This window comes from Desulforhopalus sp. (genome assembly GCA_030247675.1).
Taxonomy (GTDB): domain Bacteria; phylum Desulfobacterota; class Desulfobulbia; order Desulfobulbales; family Desulfocapsaceae; genus Desulforhopalus_A.
On sequence record JAOTRX010000009.1, the window covers coordinates 16,281 to 32,249 of the forward strand.

Consider the following 15,969-nt stretch of genomic DNA (forward strand, 5'->3'; position numbering starts at 1 on the left):
CCATTGGATTGCCTGTCCCTTTTTGCGTTGTGATTCCTGGAGCGCCGCCGAGAGGTTTATACCGGGTAAATCTTTGTCAACGGTCTTTCGTCTTGTTTGTCGGCCCGTTCATCTTTATAGTTGAGGTGCAGCAAGAGTCGTTCTTTCCTTGCAGATGGGCATAAACGCCGAGTGAACCTCCCCGAGTGAATAATGAGCGCCATCAATACCATAAACGACAGCTACCACGGTTTTGAGCAGGGACCGATCCGGCCGCCGAGCGAGGCCGGCAGTCTCCTCATCCGCATCACCCGCAACTGCCCGTGGAACCGTTGCACCTTCTGCCCGGTGTATAAAGGTCGGGAGTTTTCCCTGCGGCCGGTAGAGCATGTGCTGGAGGATATCCGCCGCGTCCATCGCTATGTCCTGGAGATCAGGAAGTGCGCCGCGGCGAGGGGCAAGGTGTACCCGGAAGACATCGCCCGGTTGCGGGCCATGGACGGAGTTGACGACCATGCGGCCCTCAATGCCGCCCTGCACTGGGCGGTCGGGGGGATGCAATCGATCTTTCTCCAGGACGCCAACAGCCTGGTCATCAAGCCGGAGCACCTGCTGACCATTGTTCGCCAATTGAAGGAGTGTTTCCCCTGGGTGGAGCGGATAACTTCCTACGCCCGCTCGCATACCATCGCCCGGATAAGCGACGACAATCTGCGGCTGCTGCGGCAGGCGGGCCTGTCACGCATCCATATCGGCATGGAATCCGGTTCGGATCTGGTCCTTGCCCGGGTGCAGAAAGGGGTCGATAAAAAGACCCATATCCTTGCCGGACAGAAGGTCAAAGGTGCCGGGATGGAACTGTCCGAATACATCATGCCAGGACTCGGCGGCCGCGATCTGTCACTTGACCACGCCCGGCAAAGTGCCGACGCCCTGAATCAGATCAACCCGGACTTTATCCGCCTGCGCAGCCTGGCCATCCCCGACCATGTGGCCCTGCATGAGGAGTATCAACGCGGCGATTTTGTGAAATTGACTGACGAGGAAACCGCCCGGGAGCTTCTGGTTTTTCTAGAGACCCTCGACGGCATAACCAGCACCCTGGTCAGCGACCACATCCTCAACCTCTTTGAGGATGTGCGGGGCACCTTGCCGGGCGATAAACAGAAGATGCTCGGGCTGGTCAAGGCCTTTCTCTCCTTGTCGCCGGGGGAGAAGATGGTCTATCAGGTCGGGCGGCGGATGGGGCTTTTTCGCGGCGTCGGCGATATGGACGATGGGGCGAAGCGGCAGCACGTCCTTGCAGCCTGCGAAAGGGCTGGAATTACCCCGGACACTGTCGATGCGGCGATTGATGAAATGATGAAGCGGTTTATCTGAAGAATAGAGAGAAGACAATGAGCCTGTATAATCCCGATGTGGTTAAAGACAACTGCGGCTTTGGCCTGATGGCCCATCTCACCGGCGAACCGAGCCATAAGCTGGTGCGCACCGCCATCTCGTCGCTGGCCCGCATGGCCCACCGTGGCGGTATTGCCGCCGATGGCCGCACCGGCGACGGCTGTGGCCTTCTGCTGCAAAAACCCGACACCTTTTTCCAGTCCATCGCCCAGGAACAGGGCTGGACCCTTGGCGGCCGGTATGGGGTGGGCATGGTCTTTTTCAGTCGGGAAGGGGCAAAGGCGGGTGTCGCCAGGGCGGTCATAAACGAGGAATTGGCGCGGGAGACCCTGTCGGTTGTGGGTTGGCGAGAGGTGCCGGTCGATCCGGAGGTGCTTGGCCGATTTGCCCGCAGCACCATGCCGACCATTGCCCAGGTGGTCTTTAACGGTCCCTTCGGCTGGGGCTCAAAGGATCTGGAGCGCCGGTTGTATATGGTGAAACGGCGGGTGGAAAAGCGAGTGGTGGGCGACCCGGATTTCTATATCGCCAGCCTCTCCGGTCTGGTTATCGTTTATAAAGGGCTATGCCGCCCGGTCGATCTCCCGAAATTTTTTCCGGATCTTGCCGACTTTCGCATGCAGTCGGCAATCTGTCTCTTTCATCAGCGCTTCTCCACCAACACCCTGCCCAAGTGGCCGCTCGCCCATCCCTTCCGCTATCTCGCCCATAACGGCGAGATCAATACCATCACCGGCAACCGCCAGTGGTCGCGGTCGCGGTCCTACAAGTTCCGTTCGCCGCTCCTGCCGGACATGGCCGAGGCGGCGCCCTTTGTCAACAGCACCGGCTCCGACTCGTCGGCCCTTGATAATATGCTTGAGCTGTTTCTTGCCGGCGGCATGGATCTGTTTCGCGCCTTCCGCCTCCTCGTCCCGCCCGCCTGGCAGCAGCATCCGGATATGGATGAGGACCTGCGCGCCTTCTACGACTTCAACTCGATGCACATGGAGCCCTGGGACGGCCCGGCGGGTATCGTCATGAGCGACGGCCGTTTTGCCGCCTGCGGTCTGGACCGCAACGGCCTGCGCCCGGCCCGTTATGTGGTGACCAAGGACAACCTCATTACCCTGGCCTCCGAGGTCGGCATCTGGGACTATGAACCGGACGAGGTGATCGAAAAGGGCCGGGTCGGCCCCGGCGAGCTGCTGGTCATCGATACCCTCACCGGCCGCCGCTGGACCTCCTGGGATATCGACCGGGAGCTGAAGAGTCGCCACCCCTACAAAAAATGGATGGATAAATGCTGTCGGCATCTCCGCTCCTTTGACTACGAAGAGGGGCTGCCGACCGGAGAACGAGAGCTGGACGACGACAGGCTGTTGCTCTACCAAAAGCTCTTTGGCTGGAGCAATGAGGAATTGGAGCAGATGGTGGCAGTCCTTGGCGCAACCGGCCAGGAGCCGGTGGGTTCCATGGGTGACGACGCGCCGATGGCGGTGTTGTCCGGGCGGGAGCGCAGTCTCTACGACTATTTCCGGCAGATGTTCGCGCAGGTCACCAACCCGCCCATCGACCCGCTGCGCGAGCGTCATGTCATGTCGCTTGCCACCTGTGTCGGCCGCGAACAAAACGTCTTTGACGAAGCGGAGGGCCATGCCTGGCGGGTCATGTTTCAGTCGCCGGTCTTGGTCTACAGTGACCTCCAGCAACTGAAAGACCTCAATCAGACCCACTATAAACACGTGGTGCTCGACCTCAATTACCGGAGGGCGACGGGACTTGCCGCAGCGGTGGCGGAGCTCGCCCGGCAGGCCCTGGCGGCAGCTGAAGATGGCGCCGTACTGCTGATCCTCTCCGACCGCGCCATCGATCAGGAAACCCTGCCTATGCCGGCGGCCATGGCGGTGGGGGCAGTACAAAAAATCCTTGTCGACCACAACCGCCGCTGTGACACCAATATTATCGTCGAGACCGCCTCGGTCCGCGATCCCCATCATTTTGCCGTTCTCCTGGGTATGGGGGCGACCGCCGTTTACCCCTACTTGGTGTACGAATCGCTGGCGCGGATGATAAGCGACGGGACCATGGGGGGCGAATTGCGCCAGGCGATAAGCAACTACCGCAAGGGGATCGACAAGGGTCTGTTGAAGATCCTTTCGAAGATGGGTATCGCCACCATCGCCTCCTACCGCTGCTCGCAGCTCTTTGAGGCGGTGGGGCTTGGCCGCGAGGTGGTCGAGCTGTGCTTTCCCGGCGTCGTCAGCCGCATCGAGGGAGCGGGCTTTGCCGACTTCCAGGAGGACCAGGAGCGGCTGGCGAAAGAGGCCTGGCAGCGTGTTCACAAGCCCCTTGGCCGCGGTGGCCTGTTTAAGTATATCCACGGCGGCGAGTATCATGCCTACAACCCGGATATCGTTCAGGCCCTGCAAAAGGCGGTGCGCACCGGCAATTTTGCCGATTATCAGGTGTATTCCTCACTGGTCGATAACCGGCCGGTAGCCTGCCTGCGCGACCTGCTGCACCTGAAAACGGGGACAACGCCGATTGCCATGACGGAGGTCGAAGCGGCGGAGAACTTTTATCGCCGCTTCGACTCGGCCGCCATGTCCATAGGCGCCCTCGGTCAGGAGGCGCACGAGGCCCTGGCGATCGGCATGAATCGCCTCGGCGGCTACTCCAACAGCGGTGAGGGCGGCGAGGACCCGGCCCGCTTCGGCACCGAACGGGTATCGAAGATCAAACAGGTCGCCTCCGGCCGTTTTGGCGTGACGCCGCACTACCTGGTCAACGCCGAGGTCCTGCAGATCAAGATGGCCCAGGGCGCGAAACCCGGCGAGGGCGGCCAGCTGCCCGGCCATAAGGTGACGGCGCAGATCGCCGCCCTCCGCTATTCGGTGCCGGGGGTGACCCTGATCTCGCCGCCGCCGCACCACGATATCTATTCGATTGAGGACCTGGCCCAGCTGATTTTTGACCTGAAACAGGTAAACCCGCAGGCCCTGGTGAGCGTCAAGCTGGTCTCTGAGCCGGGTGTCGGCACCATTGCCACCGGCGTCGTCAAGGCCTATGCCGACCTCATTACCATCTCCGGCTATGACGGCGGCACCGGCGCCAGCCCACTCACCTCGGTGAAGTACGCCGGCTGTCCGTGGGAACTGGGCCTTGCCGAAACCCAGCAGGCCCTGGTTGCCAACGGCCTGCGGCATAAGGTGCGCCTGCAGGTGGACGGCGGTCTGAAGACCGGCCGGGATATCGTCAAGGCGGCGATCCTTGGTGCCGAGAGCTTCGGCTTCGGCACCGGGCCGCTGATCTCCCTTGGCTGCAAGTTCCTGCGTATCTGCCATCTCAACAACTGCGCCACCGGCGTCGCCACCCAGGACGAGACGCTTAGAAAGGAATATTTCGCGGGGGTGCCGGCCATGGTCATGAATTATTTTCGTTTTATGGTGGAGGAAACGCGGCAGCTTATGGCTGAACTGGGCGTGGCCAGGCTCACCGACCTGATTGGCCGAACCGATCTCCTCGAAGAGGTGGAAGGTATGACCCCACGGCAGAAAAAACTGGTGTTGCTGCCGATCCTGGCAACCACCCAGCCGCCCGAGGGTAGCAGTCTCTGCCACCGGGAGAATAATGTGCCGGATGATCCGGGGACCTTGAACCTAGAGCTGGTGCAGCGTTTCGAGGAGGCGGTGCAGACCGGTGTCGGGGGCGGCGGCAGTTATGTCATCCGCAATACCGACCGGACGGTGGGGGCGCGGCTGTCCGGGCTAATTGCCGACCGGTACGGCAATAGAGGCATGGAGGATATGCCGATCACCCTGCACTTCACCGGCACCGCCGGCCAGAGTTTTGGCGCCTGGAACGCCGGTGGCCTGAACCTGGTGCTCACCGGCGACGCCAACGATTATGTCGGCAAGGGCATGGCCGGCGGCAAACTGGTGGTGCGTCCGCCGCTGGGCGTTGCCTACAAGAGTCATGAGGCAACCATTATCGGTAACACCTGCCTGTACGGGGCGACTGGCGGCAAGCTGTATGCGGCGGGCAAGGCCGGGGAACGCTTTGCCGTCCGCAATTCCGGGGCGAAGGCGGTGGTCGAGGGCATCGGCGATAACGGCTGCGAATATATGACCGGCGGTGTTGTCACGATTCTCGGCGAGACCGGCGTCAACTTCGGGGCGGGGATGACCGGCGGCTTTGCCTACGTCCTGGACGAGAAGGGGGCCTTTGCCGCCCGGGTCAATCCGGAGCTGGTCGAGGTGCTTTCCTTGGAAGGCAGGGCAGTGCTGCAGGAGCATCTGCGGGGAATTATCAACAACCACCTCCTGGAAACCGGCAGTGCCCGGGCCGAGCGGATTCTCAGCGGTTTTGACGAACACTATGCGGCGCTCTTTAAACTCGTTAAGCCAAGAAGTGCCGATGTCGCGACCCTACTCGGCCATCGCGGCAATTCGCCGCGCGAAACCCTCGCAGTCGTGCAATAAAGGAAGACGCAATGAGCCAGAATCTCTATCAGTTTATCGAAGTCAAACGAGTCGATCCCCATAAAAAGGCCATCGAGCGGCGGCGCCGCGAGTTCGTCGAGATCTACCAGCCCTTTGAGAAGCGGCAGGTACAGATGCAGGCCGACCGCTGCCTCGACTGCGGCAATCCGTACTGTGAGTGGAAGTGTCCGGTGCACAACTATATCCCCGACTGGCTGCGTCTGGCAAACGAGGGGCGGATCATCGAGGCCGCTGAGCTTTGCCACCAGACCAACAGTCTGCCCGAGGTCTGCGGCCGGGTCTGCCCCCAAGACCGGCTGTGCGAAGGGGCCTGCACCCTCCATAACGACTACGGGGCGGTGACCATCGGCAATATCGAGAAGTACATCGTCGATACCGCCCTGCAGATGGGCTGGCGGCCCGATCTTAGCCGGGTGAAAGCGACGGGCAAAAAGGTGGCGGTGATCGGAGCCGGGCCGGCCGGTCTTGGCTGCGCTGATGTGCTGATCCGCAACGGCGTCGTACCGACGGTCTTTGACCGCCATCCGGAGATCGGTGGCCTGTTGACCTTCGGCATCCCGTCCTTCAAGCTGGAAAAGAAGGTCATGGAGCTCAGGCGCAGGGTATTTGTCGAGATGGGCATCGAGTTCCGTCTTGGGATAGAGATCGGCCGCGACCTGACCTTTGCCGAGCTGCTCGGCGATTATGACGCAGTCTTTGTCGGCACAGGGACCTATACTCCTATGCGCGCGGGGCTAGATAATGAAGAGGCGCCGGGCGTTTATAAGGCTCTTGATTACCTGATCGGCAACACCGATCAGCGCATGGGGGTGAAACGCGACCGCTATCCTTACATTAATCTGGCAGGCCAGCGGGTTGTGGTGCTCGGCGGCGGCGATACCGCCATGGACTGCCTGCGCACCGCCATTCGCCAGGGCGCCGCCGAGGTCACCTGCGCCTATCGCCGCGACCGGGCCAATATGCCCGGTTCGGCGCGCGAGGTAAGAAATGCCGAGGATGAAGGCGTGCAGTTTCTGTGGAATCTCCAGCCGCTCAGTATCGTCGTCGACGCAGCCGGCAGGGCGAGCGGCGTCTGGGTGGTTTCCACCCAATTGGGGGAACCCGATGCCCGTGGCCGCAGGCAGCCGGAGCCTGTCCCCGGGACGGAGACGGTGCTTGCGGCCGACAGTATTATCATCGCCTTTGGTTTCCGGCCCAGTCCGCCGCCCTGGCTCGTTGACAACGGTGTTATCCTGAACGGTCGTGGCCTTATCCAGGCACAGGCCTCGGGCAGCTATCCCTATCAAACAACCAATCCCAAGGTCTTTGCCGGTGGCGATGCCGTCCGCGGCTCCGACCTCGTGGTCACCGCCATCGCCGAGGGGCGAATGGCGGCGCAGGGGATCCTGGATTGGCTTAGGGTGTAGGGGAAAAGAGTATTCGGTGTCTTGACTTTAGCTGTGCAGTTTCAAGATAATGCAGACAGGAAAGGGATTTATATTGGGTCGCCCCATTTCTCTTCAGGGGTGTTTGGCGGCTATTACCGTTAATCGTTTGTCGACTAGACGCGTTTCAAGGAGGTCTGAGGGCAATGGGTGAACACAACCGGTCCCTTGTTGAAAACATTATTGCCCTGGAAGAGCGGCTGGCAGCGGCAGAGAGTGAAAATTTCCGGCTCATCGCTGAAAATGCGGCACTGAGGCGAAAACTCGGCGAGGAGGCGGTACCGGGGGGAGGCTCTTCCGGCGAAAGCGCCGTGCGGCCTGAAGGCGCGGGAGATCGTTCTTATACCGGCGCTTCCGCGACCGGTGAAGAGGACCTGCTGGAAAGATTCCATTCTCTGGAAGGATTTTTTTCCCTCAGCCTCGACCTTCTCTGCGTTGCCAATACCAGCGGCGATTTTATTCGCCTTAACCCGGAGTGGCAAAAGGTTCTCGGGTATTCCGAGACTGAACTGGAGGGCCGCAAGTTTTTAGAGTTTGTTCATCCGGACGATGTCGAGGCAACCATTCAGGCGATCCTCCAGCTGGATAATAATCAAGAGGTGTTGAATTTTCAAAACCGCTACCGGGGCATTGATGGCAGCTATCGATGGATAGAATGGCGTTCCCGGCCCCATGGTAAGCTGATCTATGCCGCGGCGAGAGATATCACCGGCCGGAAACGGGCCGAGGAGGAATTGGCCGCAAAAGACGCTCTATTACGTGCGATGCTCCGCAACCTGCCCTTCGATTTCTGGGCCCGTGACACCCAGCAACGGATTATCATGCAAAGCGATGAATCCATTCGGCTCTGGGGAGATCTGTCGCGAGAATCCGGGCTCGATTGGCATTTTGATGAACAAACCGTTGCCCGGTGGACCGCCAACAACAAGCTGGTGATGGACGGGGGAAGTGTCGAGGAGGATTGTGTCTATACCCTGAAAGATGGGGAAAGACGGCAATACCATCAGATAGTTGCGCCGATTCGTGACGAGGCCGGAACTCTCGGCATCTTGGGGATCAATATCGATATCACCGAGCAGAAAGGGGCGGAAGAAGAACTGCTGACAATCAACGAGCTGCTGGGGGCATTCATCAGCAATTCTCCCATATATGCCTTTATTAAGGCGGTTACCCCCACCGAGAGCCGCGTTCTCAGGGCGAGCGAAAACTATCGGGAGATGATCGGTATTCCCGGCTCGCAGATGGCCGGCAAGACCATGGATGAGTTGTTTCCAGCTGAATTTGCCGCCAAGATTTCTCAGGATGACTGGCAGGTCGTATCCGGGGGCGAGATCCTACGCCTTGATGAGGAATTGAACGGCCGCTACTACACGACCATCAAATTCCCCATCCTCCGGGACAACAAGAAATTCCTTGCTGGTTATACCATTGACCTCACAGAGCATAAGCTTGCCGAAGAGGCATTGCGCGAAAGCGAAGAAACCTTTCGCAACATCGTTCAGGCCTCGCCCATGGGTATCCATTTGTATCAACTGCAGGATGACGATACGATGCTTTTTGTCGGTGCCAACCAGGCGGCGGACAGGCTGCTAGGGGTCGACAACAGCCAGTTCATTGGCAAGACGCTGGAGGAAGCCTTCCCGCTTTCGCAACATCTGGAAGTGCCGTATCGCTATCTACGGGCGGCACGGTACGGCGAAAGCTGGCAGGCCGAGCATATTGACTATGCCGATGGCAACGTCAGCGGCGCCTTTGAGGTCTATGTATTTCAGATGGCGCCGGGTAGGATTGCCGTAATGTTTCATGAAATCAGCGACCGCAAGCGTGCCGAGGAGGAAAAGGAGAAACTACAGGCCCAGCTTATCCAGGCCCAGAAGATGGAGTCGGTCGGCCGCCTGGCCGGTGGTGTCGCCCACGATTTTAACAATATGCTCGGGGTTATCCTTGGTCACACCGAACTGGCCATGAAGAAGCTCGATAGCAGCAATCCGATTCATGAGAATCTGGCGAGCATTCGCAAGGCCGCCGAGCGGTCGGCCAATCTTACCCGGCAACTTCTGGCCTTTGCCCGGAAACAGACGGTGGTTCCGAAGATTCTTGATTTGAACGAGACCATTGAGAGCATGCTGAGCATGGTAGTGCGTCTTATCGGCGAGGATATCGAACTGGTTTGGGTGCCGGGCAAGGACCTGGACGCGGTGAAGATGGATCCGTCGCAGATTGATCAGATCCTCGTCAATCTTTGTGTCAATGCCCGGGATGCAATCGGCGACACCGGTATGGTCACCATCGAAACGGGAGTGGCTTCTTTTGATCCGGCTTACTGTAGCAAGCACGCCGGCTTTTTGCCGGGCGAGTATGTCCTCCTGGCGGTCAGCGACAATGGTTGTGGCATGGATAAGGAGATCCTTTCCCATCTGTTTGAGCCCTTTTTTACAACCAAGGAAGTCGGTAAGGGGACCGGTTTGGGTTTGGCCACTGTCTATGGAATAGTTAAACAAAATAAAGGATTTATCACGGTGTACAGCGAACCTGGGCTGGGGACGTCGATCAGAATCTACCTGCCGCCATACCAAAAGGAACGAGAAAGGCCGGTAAGGATTGAAGAGATGGAAGGGACTGAGAGAGGCCACGAAACCATCCTGCTGGTGGAGGACGAACCGATGATCCTCGAACTCACCCAAGCCATGCTTGACACCCTCGGTTACACCGTTCTTGCGGCAGCCACCCCGGGTGAGGCCATGCGATTGGCGCGGGATTATTCCGGGGGGATCCATCTGCTGATGACCGATGTGGTCATGCCGGAGATGAATGGCCGCGACCTGGCACGAAATGTCCTGCGTCTCCATCCGGACATCAAGCGGCTGTTTATGTCCGGGTACACCGCCAACGTCATCGCCCATCATGGAGTTCTCGACGAAGGCGTGCACTTTCTGCAAAAACCATTCAATCTGCAGGATCTGGCGGCAAAGATCAGGGAGGCACTGGACTGAGATGCCGGGTGAAGGGAGGATTATCCGCGCAGGGTAGGCCGCTCACGACTTCTTTTTGCCGACGAGCAGGGTGGCATTCGCCAGTTCAAAGTTAATTTCCTGCGGAAGAGACGATACAAAGGGTTTGTCGAGATGTTCAAAAGGGTGCTTTATGAGGTCGGCAACCTTCATTCCGAGAAATTGCCGCTTCTCTTTTTTACCAAGGTTTTTTGACCAGTTACGGAGCATCCAGGCGATGGTCCAGATCGGGCCGGTGCCACTGTTGACGAATTGCTTTTCTATATCGATCTGTTCTTCAAAAAGAACCTTGAGTCCCATGCTGGTCATATTGAAGTAATGATGAGGGTAGCCATGCACCGGCTGTAAAAAAGCCGCGCAGACCGCAAGGGTTCCGCCGGGCTTGAGTACCCTGGTCATTTCTGCCGCGGCAACGAAGGGCAACTTTACATGCTCAAGTACGGCGAAGGAAAAGACCGCATCGAACGAGTTATCGGCAAACGGTAAATCTTCAGCAAAACCGACGACATCGGTGGTTGAATACGGAACAATCTCATAGTTTACAACATTCTCGTAATACACCGGCCTGAACCCGGCCCCGCAGTCCAGGATGAGGCCATCCGGGAGGGAATTAATGATATCAAGAGGGGTTTGGTCATAAAAAAAGGCCGAAACATTTTCAGTTTCCGAGAAGCCGAATTTTTCTTTTCGAGTTATTCCCGTGTAATCGAAGACGAGATTATCGTTTAGCTCAATGTTGATATCTTTTTTCAGGATTTTTTGTATTCTCTCGGTCTTTTCTTTCCGGATCGCCCGGATCTCCGGCTCGTAATCGGCAACAATTCGTATCTGCGCCCGTTTTTCCTTAAGGCCATGTCGTAGAAAATGGTGGCGGCCGGACCGTATTGTGCCTGCGGCCACAGCCTCCTTTATATCAAGATTATTATTCAGGTACCCTTCTTCATTGAAGGTGTCTTTCGTGGGAATTTCCAGGATGTCGACGGTACGTATTTCCTGTTTCAATGTGTCGGTCTCCTTGCGGTTGCAACGGGAATATGACTCGGGGCGATTTGGGTTATGATCTGTGGCGTCCTTAGATCTACGCCAACCCGAGATAATTTTTTCTGTTGAATTGCAGATATCCTGTTTTCAATGCTTCTTCCAGGGACACAGTGCTGCCCGATAGTATTACCGGCCTATTGTGTACTCATCTTTGCTTAGTGCCCGTTTTTTCTGGGAACGTGAATCTTTGAAATTATGATAAACCGGGAAGGAGCTGAAATCGTGTTCTATTTTATAGCCTTGGTAGTCTATTCCAATCAGTTTCATTTCGCTGTAGAAATTTAACTAAAAAATTGGGGGACAGTATATACAAAAAACACTGATCAACTGTTGAGCAAGCCTTTGTCTTAAAATACAAATTGATACATCTGCGGTTGTTGGAAGAGTTAAAGATCTTTCATTCACCCATCAAAGATAACGTTTAGGAACTGAGATTCCAGGCGTTAGCCCCATTGCCCAACTCACTGCAATATAACCTCCATTATAATCCATATCGTTCCACTACCAGGGACAATGGTTTTCCTGGCCGAGAGTGATGATGTAAATAAAATATATATAACAGTATGATATCTATATTTATCATAATAATGATTTTGGGGTGCCGATATTTTGTGGAAGATTAGTGTGCTTTGTAGGCAAATCTGTTTATATCATTGATCTTACATTATTATACTGTTAAAAAAAGTTGTGTTAGTGATATAAATGGATTATTATGGTCGATAATGGAAAAAAATGGATTGAATAGGAGGGGTATGGCTGGTGGCAGGTTTCGGGGGAAATACGATCATACGCTCGACGAGAAGGGGCGGTTGATTTTACCCAGCCGGTTTAGAGACGTGCTTCGCCAGTATTCCTCAGAGGTCCTTATTGCCATCCCCTGGGACAGCCATTTGCGTGCCTATCCTTTGCCGGAATGGGAGATTCTCGAAAATAAGTTGCGGGCAGAGGATGGAGGCGAACAGTTCGAGGATCTGGAGAGAATCATACGGTACTTCGAGTCCGAAAGTCATGAATGCGTCGTTGACAAACAGGGAAGAATCCTCTTTCCACCGGTCTTGAGGGCAGATCTTGGCCTGAAAAGAGATGTCGTCCTGATAGGGATGATTGACCGGATTGAGGTGTGGAGCAAGGAAGTCTGGGAAGTAGAGCGCGAGGCTGGTCGCGAACATTTTGGATCACACAAGGCACGAATCAAAAACAAGGGAATTATCTGATGGCGGTCGACAAAGAAAAGTCAAGTCTTGCTGCTTTGGTCGGGAAGAAAACCATTTGTGGCTCGGCGACTATTTCGGGAAGGGAGCGAGACGGCCATCGAGGAGGTGCAATTGAACTTTCATAATCCGGCTCAAACGTATTTCCGGCCGACACCGCGGTCGTCTTTTCATCAGGAGCTGTTCAATCAAAGGGCGTACTCTCTGGCAGGCGAAAAAAGATTGTGGCTTTCAGTGGGGAAGCTGTTGCTTGTTCTTTTGCCGGTGGTCCTGGCAGGGCATTTGTGGCTTGCCCATGCCAATCAAAATCTTGAAAGAAGAGTTCGTGGTGCAGAAAATGTCCGTCATCAATGCATCGACACCCAGATCGACCTCGTGGCAAAGAAAACGCAATTATCCTCGGTAGAACGCGTGCGAATAATGGCCGCGGAGAAACTATCTCTGTATGTCCCCGGCAAAGAACAGGTTCAGGTTTTCTGAATGTTGGCCGTCAAGATGGGGTGAGCTGCTTGCCTGTCAAACCAAGCCATGCCCTTTTGCTATACGTTGTAAAGAACCACCGGGGGCCCCTTTAAAGAGGTGTTAACCGAAGATCCGCTCGACACATTCACTCAGATCATCATAGAATTCCGTAACCGAATCGTACATGACCGGGGTGCCGACGCTGAAATGGAGCAGGACGTCATTGAAGCATTTTGGCAGAATTGGGAAGAGTTTGCCAAGGTTGTAAATGCGATCGCGGGATAGCAGGGCAAGGTCGTTGACATGCAGGGTTTCTAGAACAGCCTCACCCATATCAGGATCCTCAAGGACATCGATCGGACGGTAATTGCGTCTGCCGAGGATGAACAACAGGACGTTGCCGAGCCCGATCAGGTCGAGGGCGAACGGTCTTTCCGGGAGGTAGAAATCGTAATCGAAGTCAATCCAGCGAAGGGTGCCGTCTTGCCCATCGACGATGATGTGGTCGCGACGGATGTCACCGTGTTTGAAGCCATGGTTATGGAGGAGAATAATTGCCTCGACCGAGCGCAAGAAGTGGCGGAGAATTCCTTCAATATGGGTTTCCCAGTAGGTTGTATAGTCACAGTGAATGCGGCTGATAGTGGTGTCAAGGCGTGTACCCTGGATGACATCGAGGATCCTCACGAGGTTGCCAACTTCATCCTGGGCCGTGTATCCCTGCATAAACAGCCGGTTGCCGCGCACCAGATCTAAAACCTGCGATTCCTTCTCCGGGTTGCGATAGCAGGTTACCTGTAATTCTCCGAATTTTATGGTGAAATTCTCGTGAAAGACCAGTTTTAGGATATACCGTTGCCCCGATTCCAGGTCGACTACTTTGGGGACCCACTGTTTCGGCTGATCATCAATGCCGAATCGTCCCTCTTTGGTATAGCCAACGACGAGAAAATAGCGATTGTCGACATGTATGATATCTCCATAGTCTATTCTCGTGAAATCACTGGTGTTCGTATAGACTATCGGCTGCCTGTGCGAGTTTTTCAAGGCAGGGTGGTCCTGCAATTGCTGCAGGATATGGCCGGGTATCTGGCTCCAATCGATCATGCGCTACCCCACGATCCAAGCCGTAAAATCCTGGCAATGTCTGGCTAGGGCGTTGGAAATTGAGCCAAAAAGGAATTCCTCAGCCTTGGAAACGCCACGCTTGCCGGTAACGACGGTGCCAAAATCGCCCTCGCGGCGAACCTCGAGCAGCGTTTCGCTGATGGTTTTACCTTCCGCCATTTGCGTCGTGCTGCAGATGGCCTTTTTGTCGATTCCTGCGGCGATGAGAATTTCCGTACAATGGTGGAAGACCCGTTCGGCCCTGCTCGTCCGTTTGTCCTGGTAGTGCTCAAGTATACCACCTTTCACGTAAAAATCCGGGGGAGGTTCCGGGTACACATGCAGGAGACAGATGGAGACGCCATGGATACCCCCGGCAACTTTTCCGACGTAGTGGACCGCGGTCAGGGAAGATTCCATGGCGTCCACCGCAACCAGTATGTTGTACCATTTCCCCATTGTCCGTTCTCCTTATAGGTTAGATGGTGGTTGTGTAAAAGCTCCATTGGACATGAATTTGGGGTACCCAGCTCAACCTCGTTCATGTCGTCCGGCAACAAGAAATGTGCGTACCCGAAAAATGCCCACTGCTCCTCGCGAGTTATGCCTGGCTGCCGCCGGGTTTCCAGCATTCGAGGAGTTTGATCAGCTCCAGAATCGTCTGGTGGGTTGGCACCTTGATCCCGACCTCTTCGGCATAGCGGCAGATTTCGCCATTCTGGGCGTCGATCTCGGTGGCAACCTCGTTGAGCATATCCTGCAGCATGGAGGAGAGGTTGTTGGAACTGGTGGAGCAGACTTCCTCAAGCAGTTCGTATAAATTATCAGAGACAAGGTCGATGCCCTTGGCCAGGGCGACCGCCCGGCCTTCATCGACAAGGCGTTTCATGAGGGATACCGATTCTGCCTTCGAGGTCAGCGAGCCATTGGGTACCTGGAGAATTGCCGACACCGGATTGATGGCCGCATAGATGATGACCTTGCACCACAGTCTGCCGAAGATCCTTTTAACCATCTGGGTATCGATGCCGCACTGGTTAAAGACCTTGTCGATTGCCTCAAGCCGGGGGGTGATGGCGCCGTTCTTCTCACCGATATAGGTTTTGGCAAAGCCGCCTTTTTTTACCCGGCCATCACTGAGGGCGGTTCCGGACATGAAGGTAATGCCAAGGAGGATATTCTTTTCCGGAACAATCTTGCCGGCGGTCTCAAAATTACCAAGGCCGGTCTGGATGCACAGAAGCGGGCAGGTGTCGGAGATAAGGTGCGCCACGTCCTGTACAGCGGTTTGGGTTGCTTGGGATTTGACAAGAAGAAGAACAAGATCCGCCCCGGTAAGTGACTTGGCAGAAGAAAAGGCATTGACCGGAAAGAGTTGCACCTCCTCAGGATGTTCACTGTCCCGGTCAAGAAGGCCAATCCCCTTTGTCTGGAGGGCGCCGAGGGTGTTCCTGTCAATATCGATCAGGGTGATTTCATTTCCCCCCCGCACAAGGAAGGAGCCGAAAAGTCTGCCTATCGCGCCGCTACCGACAATGACAATCCTCATGATGACCTCCAGAAGAAAGTATCAGGGTGGAGACTTGCAGGCGCAGCCCCCCACCCAAGATGATCAAATGGCATAGAGAGGACATGGGCACCCTAATATCTTGGCAATCCATTTGCTATTTTTAGTAATGAATTCCATGAATGCACACATCCCCCAAGGGTGTTAATTTGTTTTTATAATCTTCATTGTATGCGGAGTTTTGCAGGAATGCAACTGGTGGGGAGAAGAATCCGGTTGGTCTGGAATACTGGTCTTCACCGGGAGTTTTGGCGGGTAAAGGTACCAGGGGATAGCCAGTCC

At 55.9% G+C, this 15,969-nt stretch carries 10 protein-coding genes; 6 read left to right on the plus strand and 4 right to left on the minus strand.

Going from position 1 to position 15,969, the window contains the following annotated elements; all coding sequences use genetic code 11:
* Positions 1 to 192 precede the first annotated feature (192 nt).
* From OEL83_17505 to OEL83_17520, 4 genes are all read left to right on the plus strand, one after another.
* On the plus strand, positions 193 to 1,359 hold the full coding sequence (locus OEL83_17505; GenBank protein MDK9708842.1) for a radical SAM protein: 1,167 nt from the start codon (positions 193 to 195) through the stop codon (positions 1,357 to 1,359).
* Between the two features lie 17 nt (positions 1,360 to 1,376).
* Positions 1,377 to 5,843 (plus strand): glutamate synthase large subunit, encoded by a 4,467-nt coding sequence (gene gltB, locus OEL83_17510; GenBank protein MDK9708843.1) that lies wholly within the window; start codon positions 1,377 to 1,379, stop codon positions 5,841 to 5,843.
* An 11-nt stretch (positions 5,844 to 5,854) separates the two neighbouring features.
* Positions 5,855 to 7,270 (plus strand): FAD-dependent oxidoreductase, encoded by a 1,416-nt coding sequence (locus tag OEL83_17515; GenBank protein MDK9708844.1) that lies wholly within the window; start codon positions 5,855 to 5,857, stop codon positions 7,268 to 7,270.
* Positions 7,271 to 7,434: 164 nt separating this feature from the next.
* Positions 7,435 to 10,281 (plus strand): PAS domain S-box protein, encoded by a 2,847-nt coding sequence (locus tag OEL83_17520; GenBank protein ID MDK9708845.1) that lies wholly within the window; start codon positions 7,435 to 7,437, stop codon positions 10,279 to 10,281.
* 42 nt (positions 10,282 to 10,323) lie between these two features.
* Here the strand turns inward: OEL83_17520 and OEL83_17525 are convergent, their stop codons facing one another.
* Positions 10,324 to 11,301 (minus strand): class I SAM-dependent methyltransferase, encoded by a 978-nt coding sequence (locus OEL83_17525; GenBank protein MDK9708846.1) that lies wholly within the window; start codon positions 11,299 to 11,301, stop codon positions 10,324 to 10,326.
* Positions 11,302 to 12,092: 791 nt separating this feature from the next.
* Here OEL83_17525 and mraZ point away from each other — a divergent pair.
* Positions 12,093 to 12,554 (plus strand): division/cell wall cluster transcriptional repressor MraZ, encoded by a 462-nt coding sequence (gene mraZ, locus OEL83_17530; protein ID MDK9708847.1) that lies wholly within the window; start codon positions 12,093 to 12,095, stop codon positions 12,552 to 12,554.
* Positions 12,555 to 12,611: 57 nt separating this feature from the next.
* Positions 12,612 to 13,031, plus strand: coding sequence for a hypothetical protein (locus tag OEL83_17535; GenBank protein ID MDK9708848.1), 420 nt, complete (start codon positions 12,612 to 12,614; stop codon positions 13,029 to 13,031).
* A 102-nt stretch (positions 13,032 to 13,133) separates the two neighbouring features.
* On the opposite strand, the gene OEL83_17540 is transcribed toward OEL83_17535, so the two are convergent.
* The 3 genes from OEL83_17540 to OEL83_17550 all read right to left on the minus strand — a co-directional run bounded on the left by OEL83_17540 (position 13,134) and on the right by OEL83_17550 (position 15,669).
* Positions 13,134 to 14,120: a hypothetical protein gene (locus tag OEL83_17540; protein MDK9708849.1), complete on the minus strand. Its 987-nt coding sequence runs from the start codon at positions 14,118 to 14,120 to the stop codon at positions 13,134 to 13,136.
* A gap of 3 nt (positions 14,121 to 14,123) precedes the next feature.
* A complete protein-coding gene (locus OEL83_17545) occupies positions 14,124 to 14,579 on the minus strand; it encodes a universal stress protein (GenBank protein MDK9708850.1) in 456 nt (151 codons plus the stop codon).
* 142 nt (positions 14,580 to 14,721) lie between these two features.
* Complete coding sequence (locus tag OEL83_17550) at positions 14,722 to 15,669, minus strand: 2-dehydropantoate 2-reductase (protein ID MDK9708851.1); 948 nt, start codon at positions 15,667 to 15,669, stop codon at positions 14,722 to 14,724.
* Positions 15,670 to 15,969 lie beyond the last annotated feature (300 nt).

Bases quoted from the DNA above. Each gene is read 5' to 3' on its own strand.
- OEL83_17505 (MDK9708842.1), top strand. From the start codon at position 193: ATGAGCGCCATCAATACCATAAACGACAGCTACCACGGTTTTGAGCAG.
- mraZ (MDK9708847.1), top strand. From the start codon at position 12,093: ATGGCTGGTGGCAGGTTTCGGGGGAAATACGATCATACGCTCGACGAG.
- OEL83_17515 (MDK9708844.1), top strand. From the start codon at position 5,855: ATGAGCCAGAATCTCTATCAGTTTATCGAAGTCAAACGAGTCGATCCC.
- OEL83_17545 (MDK9708850.1), bottom strand. From the start codon at position 14,579: ATGGGGAAATGGTACAACATACTGGTTGCGGTGGACGCCATGGAATCT.
- gltB (MDK9708843.1), top strand. From the start codon at position 1,377: ATGAGCCTGTATAATCCCGATGTGGTTAAAGACAACTGCGGCTTTGGC.
- OEL83_17520 (MDK9708845.1), top strand. From the start codon at position 7,435: ATGGGTGAACACAACCGGTCCCTTGTTGAAAACATTATTGCCCTGGAA.
- OEL83_17550 (MDK9708851.1), bottom strand. From the start codon at position 15,669: ATGAGGATTGTCATTGTCGGTAGCGGCGCGATAGGCAGACTTTTCGGC.
- OEL83_17540 (MDK9708849.1), bottom strand. From the start codon at position 14,120: ATGATCGATTGGAGCCAGATACCCGGCCATATCCTGCAGCAATTGCAG.